Genomic DNA, 25,293 nt, shown 5'->3' with positions numbered 1-25,293 from the left:
CGGCGATGGTAACGGATGCTTGGCAAGCTGCAAGCGCCTTCAGTTCAATTGCGCTTCGGCCAGGGTGAGTGTGCGCGGGATCTGTGTGGCATCCCAGTGCCGAATGCCCCAATCCAGCAGTTCCCTAGGGCTGGCGTGAAGCAATTCGCTGCCGGGTTGCTGGCCAAGGGCGCGGAGTGCTCTCAATAGCAAAGGTGTGGCCTGGTCGGGCGTCAACGGCGGCGAACGGTAAGACTTGCCTAGTTTGTTACCGTCCGGCTGGATGATCAGGGGCACGTGCAGGTAGCGCGGTTGGCGTAGGCCCAGCAGTTCTTGCAGATACAGTTGGCGCGGGGTGGAGTCGAGCAAATCGGCACCCCGCACGATATCGGTAACACCTTGCCAGGCGTCATCCAGGACCACGGCCAGTTGATAGGCATAAAGGCCGTCGCGGCGTCGGATGACGAAATCGCCTGCTTCGCGCCCCAGGTGTTGTCTGAACTCACCCTGCACACGGTCAGTAAAGTGGTACGAAAGCTCAGGTACACGTAAGCGGATGGCTGCATCTTGCTGCTCGTGACCGGCGTTGCGGCACAAGCCTGGGTAAATCCCATTGTAGGGTTCCAGTTGCTTGCGTGAGCAGGTGCAGGCGTAGGCCAAGCCGTGGTTGAACATGTCGTTCAGCACTTTGGCGTAGGCCTCGTGCCGCTCGCTTTGTCGGACCAGTTCGCCGTCCCACTCAAAGCCATAGCTTTCCAGGGCATGCAGGATCGCCGCCTGTGCACCGGGCTCTTCGCGGGGGGGGTCGAGGTCTTCCATGCGCATCAGCCAGCGACCGTGGTTGGCGCGGGCATCAAGGTAGGAGGCGAGGGCGGCGACCAGGGAGCCGAAGTGCAAATGGCCGCTGGGCGTGGGGGCGAATCGCCCGATATAGGTAGAGGCTGTCATGGGCCGGATACTACTGGAAAATCGGTAAACGCCAGAAACAAAAATGGAGCGTTTACACGCTCCATTCGTTCAGCTCGACAGGATTACTTGCCGACCTGTTTTTCCTTGATTTCAGCCAAGGTCTTGCAGTCTACGCACAGGTCCGCGGTTGGGCGGGCTTCCAGGCGGCGAATACCGATCTCGACCCCGCAGTTTTCGCACCAGCCGTACTCTTCGTCTTTGATCAGTTGCAGTGTCTTGTCGATCTTCTTGATCAACTTGCGCTCGCGATCACGGGCGCGCAGTTCAAGGGCGAACTCTTCTTCCTGGCTGGCACGGTCGGCCGGGTCAGGGAAGTTGGCTGCTTCGTCCTTCATATGGTCAACGGTACGGTCGACCTCCTGCATCAAGTCCTGTTTCCACTTGCTCAGGATCTTGGTGAAGTGCTCGCGCATGGGCTCGCCCATGTACTCCTCACCTTTCTTCTCTACGTAAGGTTCGAAGCCATTGAGGCCTTGAGTCTGCTGTTGCTTTGCTTGGGTGGACATGAATAGACCGCCTCTCACTCTTCTAATCCATTGCGCAGGATTGCAACGTCACCGACACCTGCCGGCCCTGCGGCTGCAAGCGGGCGAACTTACCAGATAGATTCGGGGTGCGCCACTCCCGGTTGTCGAGCCTGTCGCGTCGGGGTTGCAAACTGCAGAGGCCCGTCGTGGCTGGGTATGTTTCGGCTCGAATGTTGATTTTAGTCGTTTTGCGCGCGCTTGCCCGCACCGCACAGGTGGCCGGGCAGGCAATAGAACATGTTTTACCGCGCGGGTTCGGTAGAATCCCGATTTTATCCTCACCGTTAAGGAAGGCTAATGGCTCAGCCCTACAGTGCGCGCAGTCGCGCCATCGAACCTTTTCATGTCATGGCGTTGCTGGCGCGGGCCAATGAGCTGCAGGCCGCCGGCAATGACGTGATTCACCTGGAAATTGGCGAGCCCGATTTCACAACGGCGGAGCCGATCATCCAGGCCGGTCAGGCGGCGCTCGCCAATGGCAAGACTCGCTATACCGCAGCCCGAGGCCTGCCTGAATTGCGTGAAGCCATCAGCGGTTTCTACCAGCAGCGCTACGGGTTGAATGTAGATCCCGAGCGTATTCTGATCACTCCGGGAGGCTCTGGCGCGTTGTTGCTGGCCAGCAGCCTGCTGGTGGACCCGGGCAAGCATTGGCTGCTGGCAGACCCGGGTTATCCCTGTAACCGACACTTCCTGCGCTTGGTGGAAGGCGCCGCGCAACTGGTGCCGGTAGGCCCTGAAGTGCGTTATCAACTGACCGCTGACCTAGTGGCCAGATACTGGGATCAAGACAGTGTGGGCGCGTTGGTTGCCTCCCCTGCAAATCCCACCGGCACGATCCTCACGCGCGATGAATTAGCCGGGCTTTCCGAAGCAATCAAGGCGCGTAACGGCCATTTGGTGGTGGATGAGATCTATCACGGCCTAACCTACGGCACTGATGCCGCCAGCGTGCTGGAGGTCGATGATGACGCCTTCGTTCTGAATAGTTTTTCGAAGTATTTCGGCATGACCGGCTGGCGGCTGGGTTGGCTCGTGGCGCCGCCGGCTGCAGTGAGTGAATTGGAGAAGCTGGCGCAAAACCTTTATATCAGTGCGCCGAGCATGGCCCAATATGCGGCGCTCGCCTGTTTTACCCCGCAAACACTGAGCATTCTGGAGGAGCGTCGTGCCGAGTTTGGCCGTCGTCGCGACTTCCTGCTGCCCGCCTTACGCGAATTGGGCTTTGGCATTGCCGTAGAGCCGGAAGGGGCGTTCTATTTGTACGCCGATATCAGCGCATTCGGCGGTGATGCCTTCGCGTTTTGCCGGCACTTTCTCGAAACCGAGCATGTTGCGTTTACGCCCGGCTTGGATTTTGGTCGCTATCAAGCGGGCCATCATGTGCGTTTTGCCTACACGCAAAACCTCGATCGGTTACAGGAAGCGGTGGAACGCATCGCCCGTGGCTTGCGGAGCTGGCAAGGCTGATGCGCTTTTATCCTCCCCTCGAAGAAGGTCGACTGATTCGCCGATACAAGCGTTTTCTCACCGATATCGAAACTGTTACCGGCGAGTTGTTGACTATTCACTGCCCAAACACCGGTTCCATGCTCAATTGCATGGTGGAAGGCGGGCAAGTTTGGTTCAGTCGCTCCAACGACCCCAAGCGTAAGCTGCCCGGCACCTGGGAGATTGCCGAAACGCCTCAGGGCCGCTTGGCGTGCGTGAACACGGCGCGCGCCAATCAGTTGGTCGAAGAGGCGTTACTGGCTGGTGTGATCACGGAGCTCAATGGCTTTACCGCACTGAAGCGCGAAGTGCCTTACGGTCAGGAGAAAAGCCGTATCGACTTTCGGCTGGAGTATCCAGAGGGTGCGGCCTATGTCGAAGTCAAAAGCGTCACCCTAGGCTTTGATAACACCCGGGTTGCCGCCTTCCCCGACGCAGTGACCCAGCGTGGCGCCAAGCATCTGCGGGAGCTGGCCCACTTGGCGCGCGAAGGTGTGCGAGCGGTGCAGTTGTACTGCGTCAACCTCTCTGGGATTGACGCCGTGCGCCCAGCTTTGGAAATCGATGCTTTCTATGGCGCTGCCTTGCGTGAGGCTAAAGCTGCTGGAGTGGAAGTATTGGCGTACGGCGTGCGCGTGACGTCCGAGGAAATTTGCGTGGATCGCCGGTTGGACGTGCTGCTCGATTAGAGCTCTACCCACAGGCCCTGTTCGTCTTCGCGGCCGCGCAGGGCTTGGAGGCTTTTACCGGAGCACGGCCCGGCAATGCACTCACCGCTTTCGATCAGGAACAGAGCGCCGTGGGTGGCGCATTGGATCAGGCTGGCGCTCTCGTCGAGGAACTTATCGGGTTGCCATTCAAGCGGTATGCCGCGATGAGGGCAGCGGTTGATATAGAAGTAGGCAATGCCGTCCCGGCGTACCGCGAATAATTTGCAACCATCGATTTCAAAACCGAGGCTGCTGTCTGGCGCGAGGCTAGAGGAGGGGCAGAGAAACTTCATTTCAATCCTTAAGTGCCTTGACGTTCAAATGCAAACAATTATCAAATGCCGGCTCGCCCGTTAGCTGACTGGGTGCTCAGTTCGATGCGCGGCAGGGGGTAACTGTCACATCAATGAGTGCCCGAAAGGCCCCGCCTTAGGAAGGAAACCCTGTTATGCGCCTGAGTGCCAGCGCTATTGCGCTTGTTGTCGGACTGCTGGTCAACCCTGGGGCGCACGCCTCTGAACTGCCACAGCGTTGGGTGAGTGCCGGTGGGGCGCTGTCGGAGTGGGTGGCGGCTCTGGGCGGTGAGCCGAAGTTGGTCGGCGTGGATACCACGAGCCAGCATCCAGAGTCTCTAAAAGCGTTGCCAAGTATTGGCTATCAGCGGCAATTGTCGTCCGAAGGCATTCTCAGCCTGCGCCCGCAGGTGCTGGTAGGCACTGAAGAGATGGGCCCGCCGCCGGTACTGGCGCAGATTCGCAGCGCGGGGGTTCGGGTTGAAATGTTCTCGGCGCAGCCGGATTTACCGACCTTGAAAGGCAATCTTCAGCACTTGGGCAAGTTGCTGGGTGATGAGGCTAAAGCCGACGAATTGTTTACCTGGTACGAGAATGCCCTCAGTCAGCAGAAAAGTTGGGTCGCGAAGGCCCAGGCTTCTCAAAAGACCCCTGGTGTCTTGCTACTGATCGGTCACGCCGGCGGCAAGCCGCTGATCGCTGGCAAGGACACGGCCGGAGATTGGATGGTGCAGCAGGCGGGCGGTAAAAACCTGGCCACGCACACCGGTTACAAGCCGTTTTCGGTGGAGTCGTTGGCAGGGTTGAGCCCGGATGTACTGGTATTCGCTGACCGTGCCCTCACAGGTGATGCGGCCCGTGCGGCGCTGTTCAAAGAGAATCCTATCCTGGCGTCGACGCCAGCCGCCAAGAGTGGACGTGTATTTGAGCTGGACCCGACATTGTTGGTGGGAGGGCTCGGGCCGCGCCTGCCGCAAAGCCTGGTGAAGTTGTCCGCCGGGTTATATCCGGCCCAGGCTAAACCAGCCCTATGACCACGCTGGTTAAGCCAAAAACGCTGTTTATCGGGCTGACGCTGTTGTGTGTGTTGGCGATCTGGCTTTCGTTGGCGTTGGGGCCGGTGAGCCTGCCGTTACTCGACACGCTTAAGGCGGCTTTGCGTTTGGTCGGCGTGCCAATTGAAGCGCAGGGCTTGGAGCAGGCCGAGCTTATTCTTGGGCAGATTCGTTTGCCGCGTACCTTGCTGGGCCTGGCGGTGGGCGGCGTATTGGCATTGTCGGGCGTCGCCATGCAAGGGCTGTTTCGCAACCCGTTGGCCGATCCGGGACTGGTGGGGGTGTCGAGTGGTGCGGCGCTCGGGGCCGCCGTCGCCATCGTCGGTGGTGCGTTTTTTGGTGGTTTGCCGGATGCATTCGGGCCGTATCTCCTGTCGCTGTGCGCATTTCTTGGCGGGTTGGGCGTTACCGCGCTGGTCTATCGACTGGGGCGGCGTAATGGCCAGACCAATGTGGCGACGATGCTGCTCGCCGGTATTGCCCTCACTGCACTGGCCGGCTCGGCGGTGGGCCTTTTTACTTACTTGGCTGACGACGCCACCCTGCGGACCCTGGCGTTCTGGAACTTGGGCAGCCTCAACGGCGCGAGCTATTCCCGCCTGTGGCCGTTGTTGATGGTCAGCGCGGGTGTGGCGCTGTGGTTACCGCGCCGGGCGAAGGCACTGAATGCGCTGCTGCTCGGTGAGTCCGAGGCCAGTCACCTGGGTATTGATGTCGAAGCACTCAAGCGCGAGTTGGTGTTCTGCACCGCATTAGGTGTCGGCGCGGCGGTCGCGGCAGCCGGAATGATTGGTTTTGTGGGGCTGGTGGTGCCGCATCTGGTCAGATTGCTCGCTGGGCCTGATCACCGCGTGTTACTTCCGGCTTCAATTTTGGCGGGCGCGAGTCTGCTGCTGTTAGCTGACTTGGTCGCACGGCTGGCTTTGGCGCCCGCGGAGTTGCCGATTGGGATTGTGACGGCGTTCATTGGTGCGCCGTTTTTTCTTTACCTGTTGTTACGGGGGCGTGCCTGATGCTGCGTGTTGAAAACCTGCATATCAGCCGCGGTCGAAAAACCGTGTTGGCGGATGTCACTTTGGACTTGCTGCCAGGCGAAGTGCTCGGCGTGCTGGGGCCCAATGGCGCCGGCAAAAGCACGTTGCTGGGGGCGTTGTGCGGTGAGTTGCATCCCGATCACGGCAAGGTCTGGCTGGGGCAGCAGGCGCTGAGAGACTGGAGCGGATCGCAGCGCGCCCAGCGACTGGCGGTGTTGCCACAAACCTCGACCCTGGACTTTGCATTCCGCGTAGAGGAGGTCGTCGGGATGGGGCGTCTGCCCTATCAGACCGGACGCATGCGGGATGACGAAATCATCGATGCAGCCTTGCAAGCAGCAGATGTTGCGCACTTGAGCGGTCGCAGCTACCTGGCGTTATCCGGTGGCGAGCGCCAGCGCGTGCACTTGGCGCGGGTGCTGGCGCAGCTATGGCCGGGGGAGGAGGGGCAGACGTTGCTGCTGGATGAGCCTACGTCAATGTTGGATCCCCTGCACCAGCACACGACTTTGCAAACTATTCGGACTTTCGCAGATCGGGGCGCGGCGGTGCTGGTGATCCTCCATGATCTGAATCTGGCGGCGCGCTACTGTGATCGTATTCTGCTGCTTGACGGGGGGCGCCCCCACGCTCTGGATACGCCCGTGCGGGTGCTGCGTCCAGAACCGCTTAAAGCCGTGTTTGGTTTGGATGTGCTGGTACAGCCACACCCGGAGCGCGGGCATCCGCTGATCATTGCGCGTTAAAGTCTGCTTTCTTACAGACAAAAAAAGACCCGGCAAGAGCCGGGTCAAATAACCGTGATTAGCCTGATGAGGAGATAATCTGAGAGTCCGAACCAATGGTCTTTCAGTTATCGGCTGATCTCGCGACCAGTTGTGATAATCATAACGATTCTCATTTGATAGTCAACAATTGTTTTTACGTGACCATCCGCTTTCCTTAAACAGATGTTCGAAACCTACGTAAATATTGAGTGTTTTGGTCGATCTAATTCTTCTGGCGCGTTGAGATTGCATCCAGTTGCCGGTTCAACGCTTCCTTACGCTCAACGGGGATGTCGTTCCAGTGCACATCCATCAGCGCCCCTTCGATGGCATACAGCAAAACTTTCGATGCGCGGAAGCCGCGAGTCCTTACAGCTCGATACGCATCGACCGCGCCCAAGCGCCGCAAGTCGGACGCGCTGTGGATGCCCACCGCATGCAGCCACTGCGCTGACGTCTTGCCAAGGTTTTTCAGGTGTTGCAGCTCATCGTTCATCAAGCCTCCTTGCGACGGCCGAATGGTGCGGTGGGTATTCGTGACCAGGCAAGCCTGAACAGGAGTGTAGCGTTCAGTAGGAAAAGCGTGGTTCTTTGGTCCGAAACGGCCAAAAAGCTTATAAGAATGGCGCGGGGATTTTGACGGTGAGCAGGCGTGAGCTGCCCGCTACACGTTGCACGTAGCGGGCTTGAGGCGTGTGTTACTTGGTACGGTAGCGCAGACGCGTGCCGAAATTGACCGACATGAGAATTTCGTCGGCGGTCAACTCAGGCGGAAAGTAAGTGCCCGAAATCTGCGCATGGGCCAGGCTGGCGCCCTCCAGCGAGCAGTCGCGCAAATCCAACCCGCGCAAGTCGGTGGAGCGGAAATACGCGTCGGTAAAATCTACGCCGGTGACATTCAGCTCGCGTAAGTCCAGCCCACGGAAGTCGCCTCCGCGCATGTCGATAGCGCCGTCTTTCGGACGCTCCTGGTTGAAACCGCGAACATCGTCTTTATGCAGGAGCGAGTAGAGCGGGGTATCAAGAAGCTTGGGCTGACTCATGACAACGAACTCCTGTTGGATTTATGGCGCCATTATAGTGCCACTATTGCTCGGCCGTGCGCCCAAGTAGACGACACGACCAAGAAATTTTTCTTACAGGCCTGGCAGGCGCTGACGAATTTGCGCGACCACAGCGTCGAGGGTCCCGCTTTGATTGGTCTCGACGCGTTTGCTCAGCAACAGTTCTTCAGCTGTGAGGGGGTCACGGTTGGCCTGCTGTGCTTCGATAACGGCCAGAGTAGCGTCGGACGGATCGTTTTTGTCTGCCTGACGTTGTGCCAGCCAACTGCTGATAACGGCCTGTGGTGCGTTGCAGTCCAGAATAAGGAAGGGCGCACCGGTGGCTTCGGCAACCTTGGCGGCGGCTTCACGTTGTTCGCGTTTCAGGAAGGTGGCATCCAGTACCACCGGGAAGCCGGCGCGCAGCACGGTATCTGCGAGGTCGTTCAAACGAGCGTAGGTTGCTGTGCTGGCGTCTGCTGCATAGATACCGGCCTGCAGCGTGTTTTCAACTTGCTGCTCGCCGAACAGGCGTTTGCGTTCCACGTCCGACCGCAGGCGCACGGCACCAAGCGCTTCCACGAGGCGCATGGATACGTGGCTTTTGCCCACAGCCGAGACGCCGTGGGTAATCGCCAGGAAGCGTGAAGGAATAGTGCTGTAGCTTTCTGCCAGGTTCGCGTAGTTGCGGTACTGGCGCAGAGTGGTGGCGCGTTGTACCGGGCTTGCTTCGCTCGGCATGCTGAACAACGACACCTTGGCGCGTACCAGGGCGCGGTAGGCTTTATAGAAGTTCAGCACTTCAAGGCCCTGATAGTCGCCGGTCAGTTCCAGGTATTGGCTGATGAAGCGGCGGGCCAGGGACTTGAGTCCGCGGTCTTCCAGGTCCATTGCCAGGAAGCCGGTGTCGGCATACACGTCGGTGAAGCGAAACGGTTCGTTAAACTCGATGCAGTCGAAAATCACCACTTGGCCGTCGATCAAGGTGGCGTTACCGAGGTGGATATCACCGTGGCATTCGCGGGTGAAACCGTCGAGCTTGCGCTGTGCCAGCAGTGGCTTGAGGCGTTCGAAGCTGCTTTCGGCCCAGGCTTGCAAGGCTTCGAGTTGAACCAGGTCTGCCTTATCGCTTAGGAACGGACGGATCTGGTCGAAGTTCTGCCGTACCGGTGCCATCACTTCGTCAGGAGTGCCTGCCGGATGCGTTTGCGGGACTTTCGGTGCCGTGAGATGGAAGTGTGCAATTTGCTTGGCCATTTCATCAATGTGCGCTGCAGTCAGTTCGCCATTGGCTTGCAGGGTGCTGAGCAGTTGGCTTTGCGGGAACTGGCGCATCTTTAGTGCGTATTCGATCACCGGGCCGTCGCCGCCCAATTGAGGCGCTTCGGCAGTGCCGGTAATCGGCAACACGTCCAGATACAAATCGTTCGTCAGACGCTGGTTCAGACGCAGCTCTTCGTTGCAGAAGTGTTCGCGCTTTTCCAGGTCGGTGAAGTCCAGAAACCCGAAATTCATCGGCTTTTTCAGTTTATAGGCGTAAGGGCCGGTCAATACGACCCATGAAATATGGGTCTCGATGACTTGGAACGCTTCAACCGGATGAGGGTACAAAGCCGGGTTTTGCAGGGCGGCGATCAGTGACTGGCTCACGGGCGATCCTTCAGAGTCTGGGGGAAATCATGGCGCGCATTATGGCTGCTACGGACGGTCGTGCAAACCGCTGTCCGGCTCATGTTGATCATCAATAAAGTGCGTATAATCCGCCGCCATGACTCGAACCCGATCTCCCCGTTCCCGTAAAAAACCTCCTTCCCGCGGCCTGCGCCCTTGGCTTGGCTGGGCGCTCAAGCTCGGCCTCGTAGGCCTTGTGGTACTCGCCGGCTTCGCCGTGTACCTCGACGCTGTGGTCCAGGAGAAGTTCTCCGGCAAGCGCTGGACCATTCCTGCAAAGGTGTACGCGCGCCCGCTGGAATTGTTCAGCGGCCAGAAGCTGAGCAAGGATGACTTCCTTACCGAGCTCGATGCCCTCGGCTACCGCCGCGAACCCGTGAGCAACGGCCCGGGTGCGGCCGCTGTCAGCGGAAACACTGTCGACCTGAATACCCGTGGCTTCCAGTTCTATGAAGGCCTGGAAAAAGCCCAGCCGGTCCGCGTGCGCTTTTCCGGTGATTACGTCGCCGAGTTGTCCTCCCTCAACGGCTCGAAATTGCCGGTGGTACGTCTTGAACCGTTGATGATCGGCGGGATTTACCCGAAAAACCTTGAAGATCGCATCCTGATCAAGCTTGATCAGGTGCCTCCGTACCTGCTGGAAACTCTGGTTGCGGTAGAGGATCGCGATTTTTATAGCCACTGGGGTGTTTCGCCGAAGTCGATTGCCCGTGCGGTTTGGGTGAACACGTCCGGCGGCAAGATGACCCAGGGCGGCAGTACGCTGACTCAGCAGTTGGTGAAGAACTTCTACCTCACCAACGAGCGCAGTCTGACCCGAAAGCTCACCGAAGCGATGATGGCTATGCTGCTTGAGCTTCACTACAGCAAGCAGGAAATCCTTGAGGCATACCTCAACGAGGTCTTCGTCGGGCAGGATGGCCAGCGCGCGGTACATGGCTTCGGTCTGGCCAGCCAGTTCTTCTTCGGTCAGCCGCTGTCTGAGTTGAAGCTGCATCAAGTGGCCTTGTTGGTGGGGATGGTCAAGGGGCCTTCCTACTACAACCCGCGTCGCAATCCTGAGCGTGCGCTTGAGCGCCGTAACTTGGTGCTGGATGTGCTTGAGCAGCAAGGCGTGGCCACGGCTGAACAGGTGGCCGCAGCGAAGAAAATGCCGCTGGGTGTGACAACTCGCGGCAAGTTGGCGGACAGTTCATTCCCAGGCTTTATCGATCTGGTTAAACGTCAACTGCGTGAAGACTACCGCGACGAGGACTTGACCGAAGAAGGTTTGCGAATTTTCACCAGTTTTGACCCGATTTTGCAGATGAAGGCCGAAGCGTCAGTCAGCGATACCTTCAAGCGTCTGACGGGTCGTAAGGGCTCCGACGAAGTAGAAGCCGCAATGGTGGTCACCAATCCGGAAACCGGTGAAGTCCAAGCCATGATCGGCAGTCGCCAGGCGAGTTTTGCCGGATTCAATCGTGCTTTGGATGCGGTGCGGCCGATTGGTTCGCTGGTCAAGCCTGCGGTCTACCTCACTGCGTTGGAAAAACCGAGCAAGTACACCCTGACGAGCTGGCTGTCGGATGATCCGCTGTCGGTCAAAGGCGGGGACGGCCAGGTGTGGACCCCACAGAACTTCGATCGCCGTTCCCACGGCACGGTGTTCCTGTATCAAGGCTTGGCGCACTCCTACAACATCTCTACATCTCGGCTTGGCCTGGAAGTCGGCGTGCCGAATGTCCTCAAGACGCTGGCTCGACTGGGCATCACCCGCGAATTCCCGTCGTTCCCATCGATCCTGTTGGGCGCCGGCGCCATGACGCCGATGGAAGTCGCGACCATGTACCAGACCCTCGCCAACGGTGGCTTCAACACTCCGATGCGCGGGATCCGCAGTGTACTGACGGCTGAGGGTGAGCCGCTCAAGCGCTACCCGTTCCAGATCCAGCAGCGCTTTGACGCTGGCTCTATCTACCTGATCCAGAACGCCATGCAGCGCGTGATGCGTGAAGGTACCGGTAGCTCGGTCTATAAGGTGCTTCCGTCCAACCTGACGCTGGCGGGCAAGACCGGTACCAGTAACGATTCGCGCGATAGCTGGTTTGCAGGTTTCGGTCAGGATGTACTGGCCGTGGTGTGGCTCGGTCGAGACGACAACGGTAAGACGCCTTTTACCGGTGCTACCGGTGCGTTGCAGGTCTGGACCAGTTTTATGCGCAAGGCCGACCCGTTGCCATTGAATATGCCGCAGCCGGATAACATTGTGCAGGCCTGGATTGATCCGCATACCGGCCAGGGTTCCGACGCTAACTGTCCGGGCGCAGTACAGATGCCGTATATTCGCGGCAGCGAGCCACCACCCGGTGCTGCGTGCGGCGGCGGTGCCCCTGCGGACGCGGAATCGGTGATGGATTGGGTCAAGGGCTGGATGAATTAAGCAAAGAGGGTTTCAAGTGAACAAGTGGTGTATTCCAGCGATTACAGCTCTGGCTTTGCTCAGCGGTTGCTCCAGCGTGCAGCGCGGCTCCATTCCCGTGGTGGATTCGAGCACTGCCGTCTCCAATAGCGACCGGATCTCGGCCAATGGCGGTTTCCGCCAGACCGTGACCAACCGTCCGGCGCAGGCCAAGCCTCAGGCCGTGCCGCAAGATTCGGGCGTGGTGGTGATGGTGCCGGGCGGCAGCGCCGCTACGTCCGCACCGATCAGTGCCGAGCCATGGACTCCAGGTCCAAGCACCTCCGGACCGATTGAGTCCGCGCCGATTCAGACCGCGCCGATTCAGACCGCGCCGATCAATCAGGGCACTTACAACATGCCGTCGACGCCGAGTGGCATTCCATCTTCCTCCAGTGGCGGCGGCCTTTCGGCTGACGAGCAACTGGACGGTCCGGTGCTGGCCTTGCTGACTACGGCGCAGCAACAACAGGCCGGTGGCGACCTGAACGGCGCTTCATCGAGCCTTGAGCGGGCGCAGCGAGTTGCACCTCGTGAACCGCAAGTACTGTATCGCCTGGCACAGGTACGCATGGCCCAAGGCGATGCGCCTCAGGCCGAACAGTTCGCCCGTCGTGGCCTCACGCTGGCCAACGGTCGTCCCGATCTGCAGGCCAGTCTTTGGGCGTTAATCGGAGATGCGCGCGCCGCACAAGGTGATGCCGCTGGCGCTGCTCAGGCCCGGCAGAAAGCCAAGGTCAGCCTCTGATGGATGTACGGTTTCCCGCGATTGCCGAACAGTTATTGCTGATTGAGCGCGAACTGCGCATACAAGGCTGGTGGGATGAGGTGTCCCCCAGCATCGAGGCGCTCAGCAGTGTTGAGCCGTTTTCGGTGGATACCCTGGACTTTCACCAGTGGCTGCAATGGATTTTCCTGACGCGCATGAAGCAGATCCTCGAACAGGACCTGCCACTGCCCAATGCGTCAGGGATTCTGGAGATGGCCGAGATGGTGTACGCCGATCGGCCGCGCGAGAGCCTCGGTTTACGCAATGCGCTGAAAAAGTTCGATCAATTGATCGTCGACGCTCGTTAATTGCCTGACTGCCGGTTTTTTCGGCAGTCTTGCGCATATTTCTACCGCTTGACGACATTCAGGCGAGTTTTATCCCTCCTCAAAGCCCTTTCTTCTACGTTCTCATGCGCTTAGTTGGAAAAAAGCGCAATTATTGCTTGACTTGAACGGCCTGAAACAGAAGAATCCAAAGTCCGCTGTATCGGGACTGCCAGAAGCAGGCCCGCTCAGCAGATCATGAGGCGCACATCCGCGCCGACCTGTTACACCCGCAACGCGTTACCTCGCGCTGGGTGGGAAAAGCCCGCAACACTTGGGACGATCCCAATACTTGCTCAGTCAGTGCTGACGTAGTCGGCGACCACCGTCGCTCATGCTCTGTTGAGAAGTAAACCTATTAAGACCCGTCGGTTTTCAACGGACGGTATTCTGGCGTTTTAGAGGTGAACAACGTGGAGCTTTTATCTGGCGGTGAGATGCTCGTCCGCTTTTTGCGTGACGAAGGCGTCGACTATATCTACGGGTACCCAGGTGGTGCTCTGTTGCATGTTTACGACGCACTGTTCAAGGAGCCGGCTGTTACCCACATCCTGGTTCGCCACGAACAAGCCGCGACCCATATGGCTGACGGTTACGCCCGTGCCACCGGTAAAGCCGGCGTGGTGCTGGTAACGTCCGGCCCAGGCGCAACGAATGCCATTACCGGCATTGCGACTGCTTATATGGACTCCATCCCGATGGTGATCATTTCTGGCCAGGTGCCAAGCACCATGGTCGGTACCGATGCATTCCAGGAAACCGACATGATCGGTATCTCCCGGCCGATCGTGAAACACAGCTTCATGATCAAGCATGCGTCGGAAATCCCGGAAGTCATGAAAAAGGCGTTCTACCTCGCGCAGTCCGGTCGCCCGGGCCCTGTCGTGGTCGATATCCCGAAAGACATGACCAACCCGGCTGAGAAATTCGAATACGTCTTCCCGAAGAAAGCCAAGCTGCGCTCCTACAGTCCGGCCGTTCGTGGGCACTCGGGGCAAATTCGCAAGGCGGCAGAAATGCTCCTGGCAGCCAAGCGCCCTGTGTTGTACTCGGGTGGCGGTGTGATCCTCGGCGGGGGCTCCGCCCCATTGACCGAGTTGGCCAAGCTGCTCAACCTGCCGGTCACTAACACCCTGATGGGCCTCGGCGCCTTTCCGGGTACGGACCGTCAGTTCGTCGGCATGCTCGGCATGCACGGCAGCTACACCGCCAACCTGACCATGCACCACGCCGACGTGATCCTGGCTGTGGGTGCGCGTTTTGATGATCGTGTGATCAACGGCGCGAGCAAATTCTGCCCGAACGCGAAGATCATCCACATCGATATCGATCCAGCGTCCATCTCCAAGACCATTAAGGCCGACGTGCCAATTGTAGGTCCTGTGGAAAGTGTGCTGACCGAAATGGTCGCTGCGCTTAAGGACATCGGTGAGACGCCGAACAAGGAATCCGTCGCCAGCTGGTGGAAGCAGATCGACGAATGGCGCGGTGGCCGCGGCCTGTTCCCTTACGACAAGGGCGACGGCAGCATCATCAAGCCTCAAACCGTGATCGAGACCCTGTGCGAAGTGACCAAGGGCGACGCCTTTGTGACCTCCGACGTGGGTCAGCACCAGATGTTCGCCGCGCAATACTACAAGTTCGACAAGCCTAACCGCTGGATCAACTCCGGTGGTCTGGGCACGATGGGCTTTGGTTTTCCTGCGGCCATGGGTGTGAAGCTGAGCTTCCCGGACAGCGACGTCGCGTGCGTTACCGGTGAAGGCAGCATCCAGATGAACATTCAGGAACTGTCGACGTGCCTGCAGTACGGTCTTCCGGTGAAGATCGTCTGCCTGAACAACGGCGTGCTGGGTATGGTTCGTCAATGGCAGGACATGAGCTACGGCAGCCGTCACTCTCATTCCTATATGGAATCGCTTCCGGATTTCATCAAGTTGGTTGAAGCCTATGGCCACGTCGGCATTCGCATCACCGATCTGAAAGATCTGAAGCCGAAGATGGAAGAGGCGTTCGCCATGAAGGACCGCCTGGTGTTCCTCGATATTCAAGTGGATACCAGCGAGCACGTTTATCCGATGCAGATCAAAGACGGCTCTATGCGCGACATGTGGCTGAACAAGACGGAGCGTACTTAATCATGCGGCACATTATCTCCCTGCTTCTGGAGAACGAACCCGGCGCTCTGTCTCGTGTTGTCGGCCTGTTTTCGCAACGCAACTACAACATCGAAAGCCTGACCGTGGCTCCGACCGAAGACCCGACTCTGTCGCGCCTGACGTTGACCACCGTGGGCCACGATGAGGTGATCGAGCAGATCACCAAGAACCTCAACAAGCTGATCGAAGTGGTCAAGCTGGTCGACCTGTCGGAAAGTGCCCACATCGAGCGCGAGCTGATGCTGGTAAAGGTCAAGGCTACGGGTGCCCAACGTGCCGAAATCAAGCGGACTACCGACATCTATCGCGGGCAGATCGTCGATGTGAGCGCCAGCGTTTATACCGTGCAACTGACCGGTACAAGCGACAAGTTGGACAGCTTCATCCAGTCGATCGGGACGGCCTCGATTCTGGAAACGGTACGCAGTGGTGTCACCGGGATCGCCCGTGGCGACAAAGTACTCAGCATCTAACCCAAATTAGTGAATGGCCTTACGGCCTGGATATATAGAGGAACCTCATGAAAGTTTATTACGATAAAGATTGTGACCTGTCGATCATCCAGGGCAAGAAAGTCGCCATCATCGGCTACGGCTCCCAGGGTCACGCGCAAGCTTGCAACCTGAAAGACTCCGGCGTTGACGTGACTGTTGGTCTGCGTAAAGGCTCGGCCACCGTTGCCAAGGCGGAAGCTCATGGCCTGAAAGTGACTGACGTTGCTTCCGCTGTTGCTGCTGCTGACCTGGTCATGATCCTGACCCCGGACGAGTTCCAGTCCTCGTTGTACAAAAACGAAATCGAGCCGAACATCAAGAAAGGCGCCACCCTGGCCTTCTCCCACGGCTTTGCGATTCACTACAACCAGGTTGTGCCGCGCGCAGACCTGGACGTGATCATGATCGCGCCAAAAGCGCCAGGTCACACCGTACGCTCCGAGTTCGTCAAAGGCGGTGGTATCCCTGACCTGATCGCGATCTATCAGGACGCATCCGGCAATGCCAAAAACGTTGCACTGTCCTACGCTGCTGGCGTCGGTGGTGGTCGTACCGGCATCATCGAAACCACCTTCAAGGACGAGACCGAAACCGACCTGTTCGGCGAGCAAGCCGTTCTGTGCGGCGGTACCGTTGAGCTGGTTAAAGCCGGTTTCGAAACCCTGGTTGAAGCTGGCTACGCGCCGGAAATGGCCTACTTCGAATGCCTGCACGAACTGAAGCTGATCGTTGACCTCATGTACGAAGGCGGTATCGCCAACATGAACTACTCGATCTCCAACAACGCCGAATACGGCGAGTACGTGACTGGCCCAGAAGTGATCAACGCCGAGTCCCGCCAGGCTATGCGCAACGCCCTGAAACGTATTCAGGACGGCGAATACGCCAAAATGTTCATCAGTGAAGGCGCTACCGGCTACCCTTCGATGACCGCCAAGCGTCGTAACAACGCTGCTCACGGTATCGAAGTCATCGGCGAGCAACTGCGTTCCATGATGCCGTGGATCGGTGCCAACAAGATCGTCGACAAAGCTAAAAACTAAGTCGTACGCATCAAGAGAAAACGCGGCTTAGGCCGCGTTTTTTCGTTTGGGGGCGGGTTCTGGTATAAAGCTGCATCGTTTGCGAGCGAACACTCGCCGCAAGTATTGGTCGAATTTTTTCACACCGTTGCAAGGTAAAGTCCATGAGCGAACGTCCCGAAGAGCCTAACCAGGCTCCTGACGCCGAAAGCCTGCTACCGATCGATGAACATGTCGAAGAAGGGCATGACGCTGAAGGCCGCAAGGTCCGGCATCGTGGCATCTATTTGCTGCCCAATCTGTTCACTACGGCAAACTTGTTTGCCGGTTTCTATTCCATTATCAACTCCATGAGTGCCCAAAGTGCGCTGGCGGCGGGTGATGCGGCGAGTGCCAGCAAGTACTTCGGTTTTGCGGCCATTGCCATTTTCGTGGCCATGGTACTCGACGGTTTGGATGGTCGTGTTGCACGTATGACCAATACCCAAAGTGCTTTCGGTGCCGAGTACGATTCGCTGTCTGACATGGTTGCATTTGGGGTCGCGCCGGCGCTGTTGGCATTTGCTTGGGCGTTGGGTGACATGGGGAAGGTTGGCTGGATGGTTGCCTTCATCTATGTCGCGGGCGCCGCTTTGCGTCTGGCGCGCTTCAACACTCAGGTGGGTACTGCTGATAAACGTTACTTCATCGGGTTGGCCAGTCCGGCAGCGGCGGGTGTCGTGGCGGGTATCGTCTGGGCATTCAGTGATTACGGCATCCAGGGCTCGAAAATGTCTTTCCTGGTGGCGTTAATGGTTGCCGCTGCCGGAATGCTGATGGTCAGCAACATCAAGTACAACAGCTTCAAGGAGCTTGATCTCAAAGGGCGAGTACCTTTCGTGGCAATCCTGGCAGTGGTGCTGGTGTTTGCGGTGGTCTTCAGTGATCCGCCTCGGATTCTGCTATTGGCCTTCTTGGTCTACGCCGCTTCTGGGCCAGTTCAGTACTTGCTACATATGCGCCGGGACAAAACGTTGCCTTAATGTAATTTCCCCCATACTCCGCAGTCTATTGGTGCATCAGTCCTCCAATGCTGCGGAGTTGCCATGTTAATCAAATTGCCTAAAGCGTCCGATTGCCATGAATCGGATGTCACCTCTGAATCCGTCTATCTTTCTCGCCGTAGCTTGATCGGTGGTGCGCTTGCGGGCATTGCTGCCAGCGGCCTGCCGCGTTGGGCCAGTGCAGATGACGCTGCGCGATATGCCGATGTTGAGCCGGGGAAGGCGCCGGGCTGGTTTGCTGGCAAGCTGCCTGCTACTAAATGGCAGGCTGTGACGGTTGAAGGTGAGGCTATCACCCCGTTCAAGGACGCAACCCACTACAACAACTTCTATGAATTCGGCACTGACAAAGGGGATCCGGCGAACAACGCGGGTTCACTCAAGACCGAACCTTGGAGTGTCGTGATTGATGGTGAGGTTGCCAAGCCGGGGCGTTATGCCTTGGAGGACTTCATGAAGCCCTATCAGTTGGAAGAGCGGATCTACCGGTTGCGCTGCGTCGAGGCTTGGTCGATGGTCATTCCATGGATGGGCTTTCCGATCTCCGCGTTGCTCCAGCAGGTTGGGCCAACCTCCAAGGCCAAATACATCCGCTTTGAAACACTCCAGGATTCCAAGAGCATGCCGGGGCAGCGTTCGAGTTTTGGCTTGATCGATTGGCCTTATGTTGAAGGTTTGCGCCTGGATGAGGCGATGAATCCTTTAGCGATTCTTGCCGTTGGGATGTATGGGCGCGAGTTGCCCAATCAGAACGGCGCGCCGTTACGTCTCGTCGTGCCTTGGAAGTACGGTTTCAAGAGTGTGAAGTCGATCGTGCGGATCAGCCTTGTGAGTGAGCAGCCGAAAACCACGTGGCAGAGTATTGCGGCGGATGAGTATGGGTTCTATGCCAATGTGAACCCTACAGTGGACCATCCGCGTTGGACTCAGGCGCGTGAGCGTCGTCTGCCAAGTGGTTTGTTCAGTCCGAATGTACGTGAAACGCAGATGTTCAATGGTTACTCGGATGAGGTTGCTTCTTTATATGCCGGTCTCGACCTGCGGAAGAACTACTAATGCGCTACCCCATCTGGCGCATCGGCGTTTTTATAGTCGCGGCAGTGTGGCCTTTGTTATGGCTATATGAGGCGTGGAGTTTTGTTCTTGGGCCAGATCCAGGAAAGGTACTGGTTGATCGACTGGGGTTGGGCACTTTGATCCTGCTGTTGATCACGCTGGGGATGACCCCGCTGCAAAAGTTGAGCGGCTGGGCGGGGTGGATAGCGGTGCGCCGACAGCTAGGGTTGTGGTGCTTTGCTTATGTGGTACTGCATCTGGCGGCCTATTGTGTGTTTGTTCTGGGTCTGGATTGGTCTCAGCTTGGGGTCGAGCTACGTAAGCGGCCTTATATTATTGTGGGTACGTTAGGGTTCTTGTCGTTGCTGGTGTTGGCGGTGACGTCTAATCGCTATAGCCAACGTCGACTGGGCAGTCGTTGGAAGAAGCTGCATCGCCTGGTATATGTGATTCTTGGGCTTGGACTGCTGCATATGTTGTGGATCGTGCGAGCTGATCTAAAGGAGTGGGTAATTTATGCATCTGTAGGTGCGCTGCTGCTGGTGTTGCGTTTACCACCGGTGATGCGCCGAATCCCACGGCTTATTGCGAAAAAAGCACCTTCTGCAACAAAAGCGTAATTAACGCTTGACCGCAGATTCTGGGAGCCTATAATTCGCCCCACTTCCGGCGCAGTCGAAACGGAAAACTCCTTGTTAAACAATGGGTTGCGCAGTTTTCGGCCGTGAGTTGCTTCAGTTCATCGAAGCCAAAAGGAAGTTGAAAAAGAGGTGTTGACAGCAGCGTGTAACGCTGTAGAATTCGCCTCCCGCTGATGAGAGATCAGAAGCGCAAGTGGTTGAAGTTGTTGAAGAAATCTTCGAAAGCTTCTGAAAATAATCACTTGACAGCAAATGAGGCTGCTGTAGAATGCGCGCCTCGGTTGAGACGAAAGATCTTAACCAACCGCTCTTTAACAACTGAATCAAGCAATTCGTGTGGGTGCTTGTGGAGTCAGACTGATAGTCAACAAGATTATCAGCATCACAAGTTACTCCGCGAGAAATCAAAGATGTAACCAACGATTGCTGAGCCAAGTTTAGGGTTTCTTAAAAACCCAAAGATGTTTGAACTGAAGAGTTTGATCATGGCTCAGATTGAACGCTGGCGGCAGGCCTAACACATGCAAGTCGAGCGGTAGAGAGAAGCTTGCTTCTCTTGAGAGCGGCGGACGGGTGAGTAATGCCTAGGAATCTGCCTGGTAGTGGGGGATAACGTTCGGAAACGGACGCTAATACCGCATACGTCCTACGGGAGAAAGCAGGGGACCTTCGGGCCTTGCGCTATCAGATGAGCCTAGGTCGGATTAGCTAGTTGGTGAGGTAATGGCTCACCAAGGCGACGATCCGTAACTGGTCTGAGAGGATGATCAGTCACACTGGAACTGAGACACGGTCCAGACTCCTACGGGAGGCAGCAGTGGGGAATATTGGACAATGGGCGAAAGCCTGATCCAGCCATGCCGCGTGTGTGAAGAAGGTCTTCGGATTGTAAAGCACTTTAAGTTGGGAGGAAGGGCAGTTACCTAATACGTGATTGTTTTGACGTTACCGACAGAATAAGCACCGGCTAACTCTGTGCCAGCAGCCGCGGTAATACAGAGGGTGCAAGCGTTAATCGGAATTACTGGGCGTAAAGCGCGCGTAGGTGGTTTGTTAAGTTGGATGTGAAATCCCCGGGCTCAACCTGGGAACTGCATTCAAAACTGACTGACTAGAGTATGGTAGAGGGTGGTGGAATTTCCTGTGTAGCGGTGAAATGCGTAGATATAGGAAGGAACACCAGTGGCGAAGGCGACCACCTGGACTGATACTGACACTGAGGTGCGAAAGCGTGGGGAGCAAACAGGATTAGATACCCTGGTAGTCCACGCCGTAAACGATGTCAACTAGCCGTTGGGAGCCTTGAGCTCTTAGTGGCGCAGCTAACGCATTAAGTTGACCGCCTGGGGAGTACGGCCGCAAGGTTAAAACTCAAATGAATTGACGGGGGCCCGCACAAGCGGTGGAGCATGTGGTTTAATTCGAAGCAACGCGAAGAACCTTACCAGGCCTTGACATCCAATGAACTTTCTAGAGATAGATTGGTGCCTTCGGGAACATTGAGACAGGTGCTGCATGGCTGTCGTCAGCTCGTGTCGTGAGATGTTGGGTTAAGTCCCGTAACGAGCGCAACCCTTGTCCTTAGTTACCAGCACGTAATGGTGGGCACTCTAAGGAGACTGCCGGTGACAAACCGGAGGAAGGTGGGGATGACGTCAAGTCATCATGGCCCTTACGGCCTGGGCTACACACGTGCTACAATGGTCGGTACAGAGGGTTGCCAAGCCGCGAGGTGGAGCTAATCCCATAAAACCGATCGTAGTCCGGATCGCAGTCTGCAACTCGACTGCGTGAAGTCGGAATCGCTAGTAATCGCGAATCAGAATGTCGCGGTGAATACGTTCCCGGGCCTTGTACACACCGCCCGTCACACCATGGGAGTGGGTTGCACCAGAAGTAGCTAGTCTAACCTTCGGGAGGACGGTTACCACGGTGTGATTCATGACTGGGGTGAAGTCGTAACAAGGTAGCCGTAGGGGAACCTGCGGCTGGATCACCTCCTTAATCGACGACATCAGCTGCTCCATAAGTTCCCACACGAATTGCTTGATTCATTGAAGAAGACGATAAAGAAGCAGCCCGAAATTGGGTCTGTAGCTCAGTTGGTTAGAGCGCACCCCTGATAAGGGTGAGGTCGGCAGTTCGAATCTGCCCAGACCCACCAATTTTGTGTGGGAAACGCCTGTAGAAATACGGGGCCATAGCTCAGCTGGGAGAGCGCCTGCCTTGCACGCAGGAGGTCAACGGTTCGATCCCGTTTGGCTCCACCACTACTGCTTCTGTTTGTTGAAAGCTTAGAAATGAGCATTCCATTGTGATGATGGTGAATGTTGATTTCTAGTCTTTGATTAGATCGTTCTTTAAAAATTTGGGTATGTGATAGAAAGATAGACTGAACGTTACTTTCACTGGTAACGGATCAGGCTAAGGTAAAATTTGTGAGTGGCTCGAAAGAGCCAAATCGAATTTTCGGCGAATGTTGTCTTCACAGTATAACCAGATTGCTTGGGGTTATATGGTCAAGTGAAGAAGCGCATACGGTGGATGCCTTGGCAGTCAGAGGCGATGAAAGACGTGGTAGCCTGCGAAAAGCTTCGGGGAGTCGGCAAACAGACTTTGATCCGGAGATGTCTGAATGGGGGAACCCAGCCATCATAAGATGGTTATCTTACGCTGAATACATAGGCGTAAGAGGCGAACCAGGGGAACTGAAACATCTAAGTACCCTGAGGAAAAGAAATCAACCGAGATTCCCTTAGTAGTGGCGAGCGAACGGGGACTAGCCCTTAAGTGGCTTTGAGATTAGCGGAACGCTCTGGAAAGTGCGGCCATAGTGGGTGATAGCCCTGTACGCGAAAATCTCTTAGTCATGAAATCGAGTAGGACGGAGCACGAGAAACTTTGTCTGAATATGGGGGGACCATCCTCCAAGGCTAAATACTACTGACTGACCGATAGTGAACTAGTACCGTGAGGGAAAGGCGAAAAGAACCCCGGAGAGGGGAGTGAAATAGATCCTGAAACCGTATGCGTACAAGCAGTGGGAGCCCACTTTGTTGGGTGACTGCGTACCTTTTGTATAATGGGTCAGCGACTTATTTTCAGTGGCGAGCTTAACCGAATAGGGGAGGCGTAGCGAAAGCGAGTCTTAATAGGGCGTCTAGTCGCTGGGAATAGACCCGAAACCGGGCGATCTATCCATGGGCAGGTTGAAGGTTGGGTAACACTAACTGGAGGACCGAACCGACTACCGTTGAAAAGTTAGCGGATGACCTGTGGATCGGAGTGAAAGGCTAATCAAGCTCGGAGATAGCTGGTTCTCCTCGAAAGCTATTTAGGTAGCGCCTCATGTATCACTGTAGGGGGTAGAGCACTGTTTCGGCTAGGGGGTCATCCCGACTTACCAAACCGATGCAAACTCCGAATACCTACAAGTGCCGAGCATGGGAGACACACGGCGGGTGCTAACGTCCGTCGTGAAAAGGGAAACAACCCAGACCGTCAGCTAAGGTCCCAAAGTTATGGTTAAGTGGGAAACGATGTGGGAAGGCTTAGACAGCTAGGAGGTTGGCTTAGAAGCAGCCACCCTTTAAAGAAAGCGTAATAGCTCACTAGTCGAGTCGGCCTGCGCGGAAGATGTAACGGGGCTCAAACCATACACCGAAGCTACGGGTATCACGTAAGTGATGCGGTAGAGGAGCGTTCTGTAAGCCTGTGAAGGTGAGTTGAGAAGCTTGCTGGAGGTATCAGAAGTGCGAATGCTGACATGAGTAACGACAATGGGTGTGAAAAACACCCACGCCGAAAGACCAAGGTTTCCTGCGCAACGTTAATCGACGCAGGGTTAGTCGGTCCCTAAGGCGAGGCTGAAAAGCGTAGTCGATGGAAAACAGGTTAATATTCCTGTACTTCTGGTTATTGCGATGGAGGGACGGAGAAGGCTAGGCCAGCTTGGCGTTGGTTGTCCAAGTTTAAGGTGGTAGGCTGAGATCTTAGGTAAATCCGGGATCTTAAGGCCGAGAGCTGATGACGAGTTAACTTTTAGTTAACGAAGTGGTTGATGCCATGCTTCCAAGAAAAGCTTCTAAGCTTCAGGTAACCAGGAACCGTACCCCAAACCGACACAGGTGGTTGGGTAGAGAATACCAAGGCGCTTGAGAGAACTCGGGTGAAGGAACTAGGCAAAATGGCACCGTAACTTCGGGAGAAGGTGCGCCGGTGAGGGTGAAGGACTTGCTCCGTAAGCTCATGCCGGTCGAAGATACCAGGCCGCTGCGACTGTTTATTAAAAACACAGCACTCTGCAAACACGAAAGTGGACGTATAGGGTGTGACGCCTGCCCGGTGCCGGAAGGTTAATTGATGGGGTTAGCTAACGCGAAGCTCTTGATCGAAGCCCCGGTAAACGGCGGCCGTAACTATAACGGTCCTAAGGTAGCGAAATTCCTTGTCGGGTAAGTTCCGACCTGCACGAATGGCGTAACGATGGCGGCGCTGTCTCCACCCGAGACTCAGTGAAATTGAAATCGCTGTGAAGATGCAGTGTATCCGCGGCTAGACGGAAAGACCCCGTGAACCTTTACTATAGCTTTGCACTGGACTTTGAATTTGCTTGTGTAGGATAGGTGGGAGGCTTTGAAGCGTGGACGCCAGTCTGCGTGGAGCCAACCTTGAAATACCACCCTGGCAACTTTGAGGTTCTAACTCAGGTCCGTTATCCGGATCGAGGACAGTGTATGGTGGGTAGTTTGACTGGGGCGGTCTCCTCCTAAAGAGTAACGGAGGAGTACGAAGGTGCGCTCAGACCGGTCGGAAATCGGTCGTAGAGTATAAAGGCAAAAGCGCGCTTGACTGCGAGACAGACACGTCGAGCAGGTACGAAAGTAGGTCTTAGTGATCCGGTGGTTCTGTATGGAAGGGCCATCGCTCAACGGATAAAAGGTACTCCGGGGATAACAGGCTGATACCGCCCAAGAGTTCATATCGACGGCGGTGTTTGGCACCTCGATGTCGGCTCATCACATCCTGGGGCTGAAGCCGGTCCCAAGGGTATGGCTGTTCGCCATTTAAAGTGGTACGCGAGCTGGGTTTAGAACGTCGTGAGACAGTTCGGTCCCTATCTGCCGTGGACGTTTGAGATTTGAGAGGGGCTGCTCCTAGTACGAGAGGACCGGAGTGGACGAACCTCTGGTGTTCCGGTTGTCACGCCAGTGGCATTGCCGGGTAGCTATGTTCGGAATAGATAACCGCTGAAAGCATCTAAGCGGGAAACTAGCCTCAAGATGAGATCTCACTGGAACCTTGAGTTCCCTGAAGGGCCGTCGAAGACTACGACGTTGATAGGTTGGGTGTGTAAGCGCTGTGAGGCGTTGAGCTAACCAATACTAATTGCCCGTGAGGCTTGACCATATAACACCCAAGCAATTTGCTTGCTTCGAGCTGAAAAGCGAAAGAGCACCAGATTGCGGTGTGTGAAGACGAAATGAACCGAAAGTTCGACTCTTGCAAACACCGAAAGCTATCACATACCCAATTTGCTGAAGCGAGGCCTGCTGGTCGCGACTCAGTACCCGAATTTCTTGACGACCATAGAGCATTGGAACCACCTGATCCCATCCCGAACTCAGTAGTGAAACGATGCATCGCCGATGGTAGTGTGGGGTTTCCCCATGTGAGAGTAGGTCATCGTCAAGATTAAATTCCGAAACCCCATTTGCGAAAGCAGATGGGGTTTTGTTTTGGGCGATCGGAAAGTGCGAAGACGCTCATCCGAGCAATCTTCAGTGCTAAAGTCCATGCCTCGA

General features: G+C 56.4%; 20 protein-coding genes, 2 tRNA genes and 3 rRNA genes. 19 read left to right on the top strand and 6 right to left on the bottom strand.

The annotated features are described in order from the left end of the window. Positions 1–39 precede the first annotated feature (39 nt). Together gluQRS and dksA are read right to left on the bottom strand one after the other, a co-directional pair. Positions 40–927, bottom strand: a complete 888-nt coding sequence (gene gluQRS / locus LRO94_RS24310) for a tRNA glutamyl-Q(34) synthetase GluQRS (RefSeq protein WP_032884742.1) — start codon at positions 925–927, stop codon at positions 40–42. Between the two features lie 83 nt (positions 928–1,010). Beyond that, positions 1,011–1,454 carry an RNA polymerase-binding protein DksA gene (gene dksA / locus LRO94_RS24305; protein WP_032884743.1) on the bottom strand — a complete coding sequence of 148 codons (444 nt, stop codon included), beginning with the start codon at positions 1,452–1,454 and terminating at the stop codon, positions 1,011–1,013. 318 nt (positions 1,455–1,772) lie between these two features. On the opposite strand from dksA, the gene LRO94_RS24300 reads away from it, so the two are divergent. Further along, positions 1,773–2,945: a pyridoxal phosphate-dependent aminotransferase gene (locus tag LRO94_RS24300; protein WP_032884745.1), complete on the top strand. Its 1,173-nt coding sequence runs from the start codon at positions 1,773–1,775 to the stop codon at positions 2,943–2,945. Beyond that, positions 2,945–3,655 carry a DNA/RNA nuclease SfsA gene (gene sfsA / locus LRO94_RS24295; RefSeq protein ID WP_032884747.1) on the top strand — a complete coding sequence of 237 codons (711 nt, stop codon included), beginning with the start codon at positions 2,945–2,947 and terminating at the stop codon, positions 3,653–3,655. Before LRO94_RS24300 ends, sfsA begins: the two co-directional genes overlap by 1 nt. Here the strand turns inward: sfsA and LRO94_RS24290 are convergent. After that, a complete protein-coding gene (locus LRO94_RS24290; protein ID WP_032884749.1) occupies positions 3,652–3,969 on the bottom strand; it encodes a Rieske (2Fe-2S) protein in 318 nt (105 codons plus the stop codon). The two genes, sfsA and LRO94_RS24290, sit on opposite strands and share 4 nt — an antisense overlap. 155 nt (positions 3,970–4,124) lie before the next feature. Between LRO94_RS24290 and LRO94_RS24285 the strand changes: the two genes are divergently transcribed. The 3 genes from LRO94_RS24285 to LRO94_RS24275 are packed head-to-tail and all read left to right on the top strand — an operon-like array spanning position 4,125 to position 6,804. Continuing rightward, positions 4,125–5,003, top strand: coding sequence for a heme/hemin ABC transporter substrate-binding protein (locus LRO94_RS24285; protein ID WP_032884750.1), 879 nt, complete (start codon positions 4,125–4,127; stop codon positions 5,001–5,003). Positions 5,004–5,053: 50 nt separating this feature from the next. Further along, a complete protein-coding gene (locus LRO94_RS24280; protein ID WP_163034915.1) occupies positions 5,054–6,037 on the top strand; it encodes a FecCD family ABC transporter permease in 984 nt (327 codons plus the stop codon). Beyond that, positions 6,037–6,804: a heme ABC transporter ATP-binding protein gene (locus tag LRO94_RS24275; protein WP_179179868.1), complete on the top strand. Its 768-nt coding sequence runs from the start codon at positions 6,037–6,039 to the stop codon at positions 6,802–6,804. Before LRO94_RS24280 ends, LRO94_RS24275 begins: the two co-directional genes overlap by 1 nt. 244 nt (positions 6,805–7,048) lie before the next feature. Here the strand turns inward: LRO94_RS24275 and LRO94_RS24270 are convergent, their stop codons facing one another. The 3 genes from LRO94_RS24270 to LRO94_RS24260 all read right to left on the bottom strand — a co-directional run bounded on the left by LRO94_RS24270 (position 7,049) and on the right by LRO94_RS24260 (position 9,518). Then, the gene (locus LRO94_RS24270) at positions 7,049–7,321 is read right to left on the bottom strand and encodes a TfoX/Sxy family protein (protein ID WP_032884753.1); all 273 of its coding nucleotides are present in this window, start codon (positions 7,319–7,321) and stop codon (positions 7,049–7,051) included. 202 nt (positions 7,322–7,523) lie between these two features. Continuing rightward, positions 7,524–7,868, bottom strand: coding sequence for a pentapeptide repeat-containing protein (locus LRO94_RS24265; RefSeq protein ID WP_032884754.1), 345 nt, complete (start codon positions 7,866–7,868; stop codon positions 7,524–7,526). A 93-nt stretch (positions 7,869–7,961) separates the two neighbouring features. Beyond that, a complete protein-coding gene (locus LRO94_RS24260) occupies positions 7,962–9,518 on the bottom strand; it encodes a bifunctional aminoglycoside phosphotransferase/ATP-binding protein (RefSeq protein WP_032884755.1) in 1,557 nt (518 codons plus the stop codon). Between the two features lie 118 nt (positions 9,519–9,636). On the opposite strand from LRO94_RS24260, the gene mrcB reads away from it, so the two are divergent. From mrcB to rrf, 14 genes are all read left to right on the top strand, one after another. After that, a complete protein-coding gene (mrcB, locus tag LRO94_RS24255) occupies positions 9,637–11,961 on the top strand; it encodes a penicillin-binding protein 1B (RefSeq protein ID WP_032884756.1) in 2,325 nt (774 codons plus the stop codon). Between the two features lie 16 nt (positions 11,962–11,977). Continuing rightward, complete coding sequence (locus tag LRO94_RS24250) at positions 11,978–12,727, top strand: tetratricopeptide repeat protein (RefSeq protein WP_179179869.1); 750 nt, start codon at positions 11,978–11,980, stop codon at positions 12,725–12,727. Next, positions 12,727–13,056 carry a YqcC family protein gene (locus tag LRO94_RS24245; protein WP_032884758.1) on the top strand — a complete coding sequence of 110 codons (330 nt, stop codon included), beginning with the start codon at positions 12,727–12,729 and terminating at the stop codon, positions 13,054–13,056. The genes LRO94_RS24250 and LRO94_RS24245 overlap by 1 nt, the downstream gene beginning before the upstream one ends. A 431-nt stretch (positions 13,057–13,487) precedes the next feature. Beyond that, on the top strand, positions 13,488–15,212 hold the full coding sequence (locus LRO94_RS24240; protein WP_032884785.1) for an acetolactate synthase 3 large subunit: 1,725 nt from the start codon (positions 13,488–13,490) through the stop codon (positions 15,210–15,212). A gap of 2 nt (positions 15,213–15,214) precedes the next feature. Next, on the top strand, positions 15,215–15,706 hold the full coding sequence (ilvN, locus tag LRO94_RS24235; protein ID WP_003176102.1) for an acetolactate synthase small subunit: 492 nt from the start codon (positions 15,215–15,217) through the stop codon (positions 15,704–15,706). Between the two features lie 47 nt (positions 15,707–15,753). Further along, the gene (ilvC, locus tag LRO94_RS24230; protein ID WP_003194132.1) at positions 15,754–16,770 is read left to right on the top strand and encodes a ketol-acid reductoisomerase; all 1,017 of its coding nucleotides are present in this window, start codon (positions 15,754–15,756) and stop codon (positions 16,768–16,770) included. A 143-nt stretch (positions 16,771–16,913) separates the two neighbouring features. Further along, complete coding sequence (pssA, locus tag LRO94_RS24225) at positions 16,914–17,771, top strand: CDP-diacylglycerol--serine O-phosphatidyltransferase (RefSeq protein WP_032884759.1); 858 nt, start codon at positions 16,914–16,916, stop codon at positions 17,769–17,771. 63 nt (positions 17,772–17,834) lie between these two features. Then, positions 17,835–18,848 carry a protein-methionine-sulfoxide reductase catalytic subunit MsrP gene (gene msrP / locus LRO94_RS24220; protein ID WP_032884761.1) on the top strand — a complete coding sequence of 338 codons (1,014 nt, stop codon included), beginning with the start codon at positions 17,835–17,837 and terminating at the stop codon, positions 18,846–18,848. Continuing rightward, positions 18,848–19,468 carry a protein-methionine-sulfoxide reductase heme-binding subunit MsrQ gene (gene msrQ, locus LRO94_RS24215; protein WP_032884763.1) on the top strand — a complete coding sequence of 207 codons (621 nt, stop codon included), beginning with the start codon at positions 18,848–18,850 and terminating at the stop codon, positions 19,466–19,468. Before msrP ends, msrQ begins: the two co-directional genes overlap by 1 nt. 488 nt (positions 19,469–19,956) lie before the next feature. Continuing rightward, a 16S ribosomal RNA gene (locus tag LRO94_RS24210) occupies positions 19,957–21,493 on the top strand. Between the two features lie 83 nt (positions 21,494–21,576). Beyond that, positions 21,577–21,653: transfer RNA gene (locus LRO94_RS24205), tRNA-Ile, on the top strand. Between the two features lie 30 nt (positions 21,654–21,683). Next, positions 21,684–21,759: transfer RNA gene (locus tag LRO94_RS24200), tRNA-Ala, on the top strand. A gap of 247 nt (positions 21,760–22,006) precedes the next feature. After that, positions 22,007–24,898, top strand: a 23S ribosomal RNA gene (locus tag LRO94_RS24195). Positions 24,899–25,067: 169 nt separating this feature from the next. Next, a 5S ribosomal RNA gene (gene rrf / locus LRO94_RS24190) occupies positions 25,068–25,183 on the top strand. Together the 16S, 23S and 5S rRNA genes with 2 tRNA genes alongside form the textbook arrangement of a ribosomal RNA operon. Positions 25,184–25,293 lie beyond the last annotated feature (110 nt).

It is taken from the genome of Pseudomonas sivasensis (assembly GCF_021391435.1).
GTDB classification, from domain to species: domain Bacteria; phylum Pseudomonadota; class Gammaproteobacteria; order Pseudomonadales; family Pseudomonadaceae; genus Aquipseudomonas; species Aquipseudomonas sivasensis.
The sequence above is the reverse complement of the archived record's forward strand: the minus strand, read 5'-3'. Positions and strand labels throughout refer to the sequence as shown.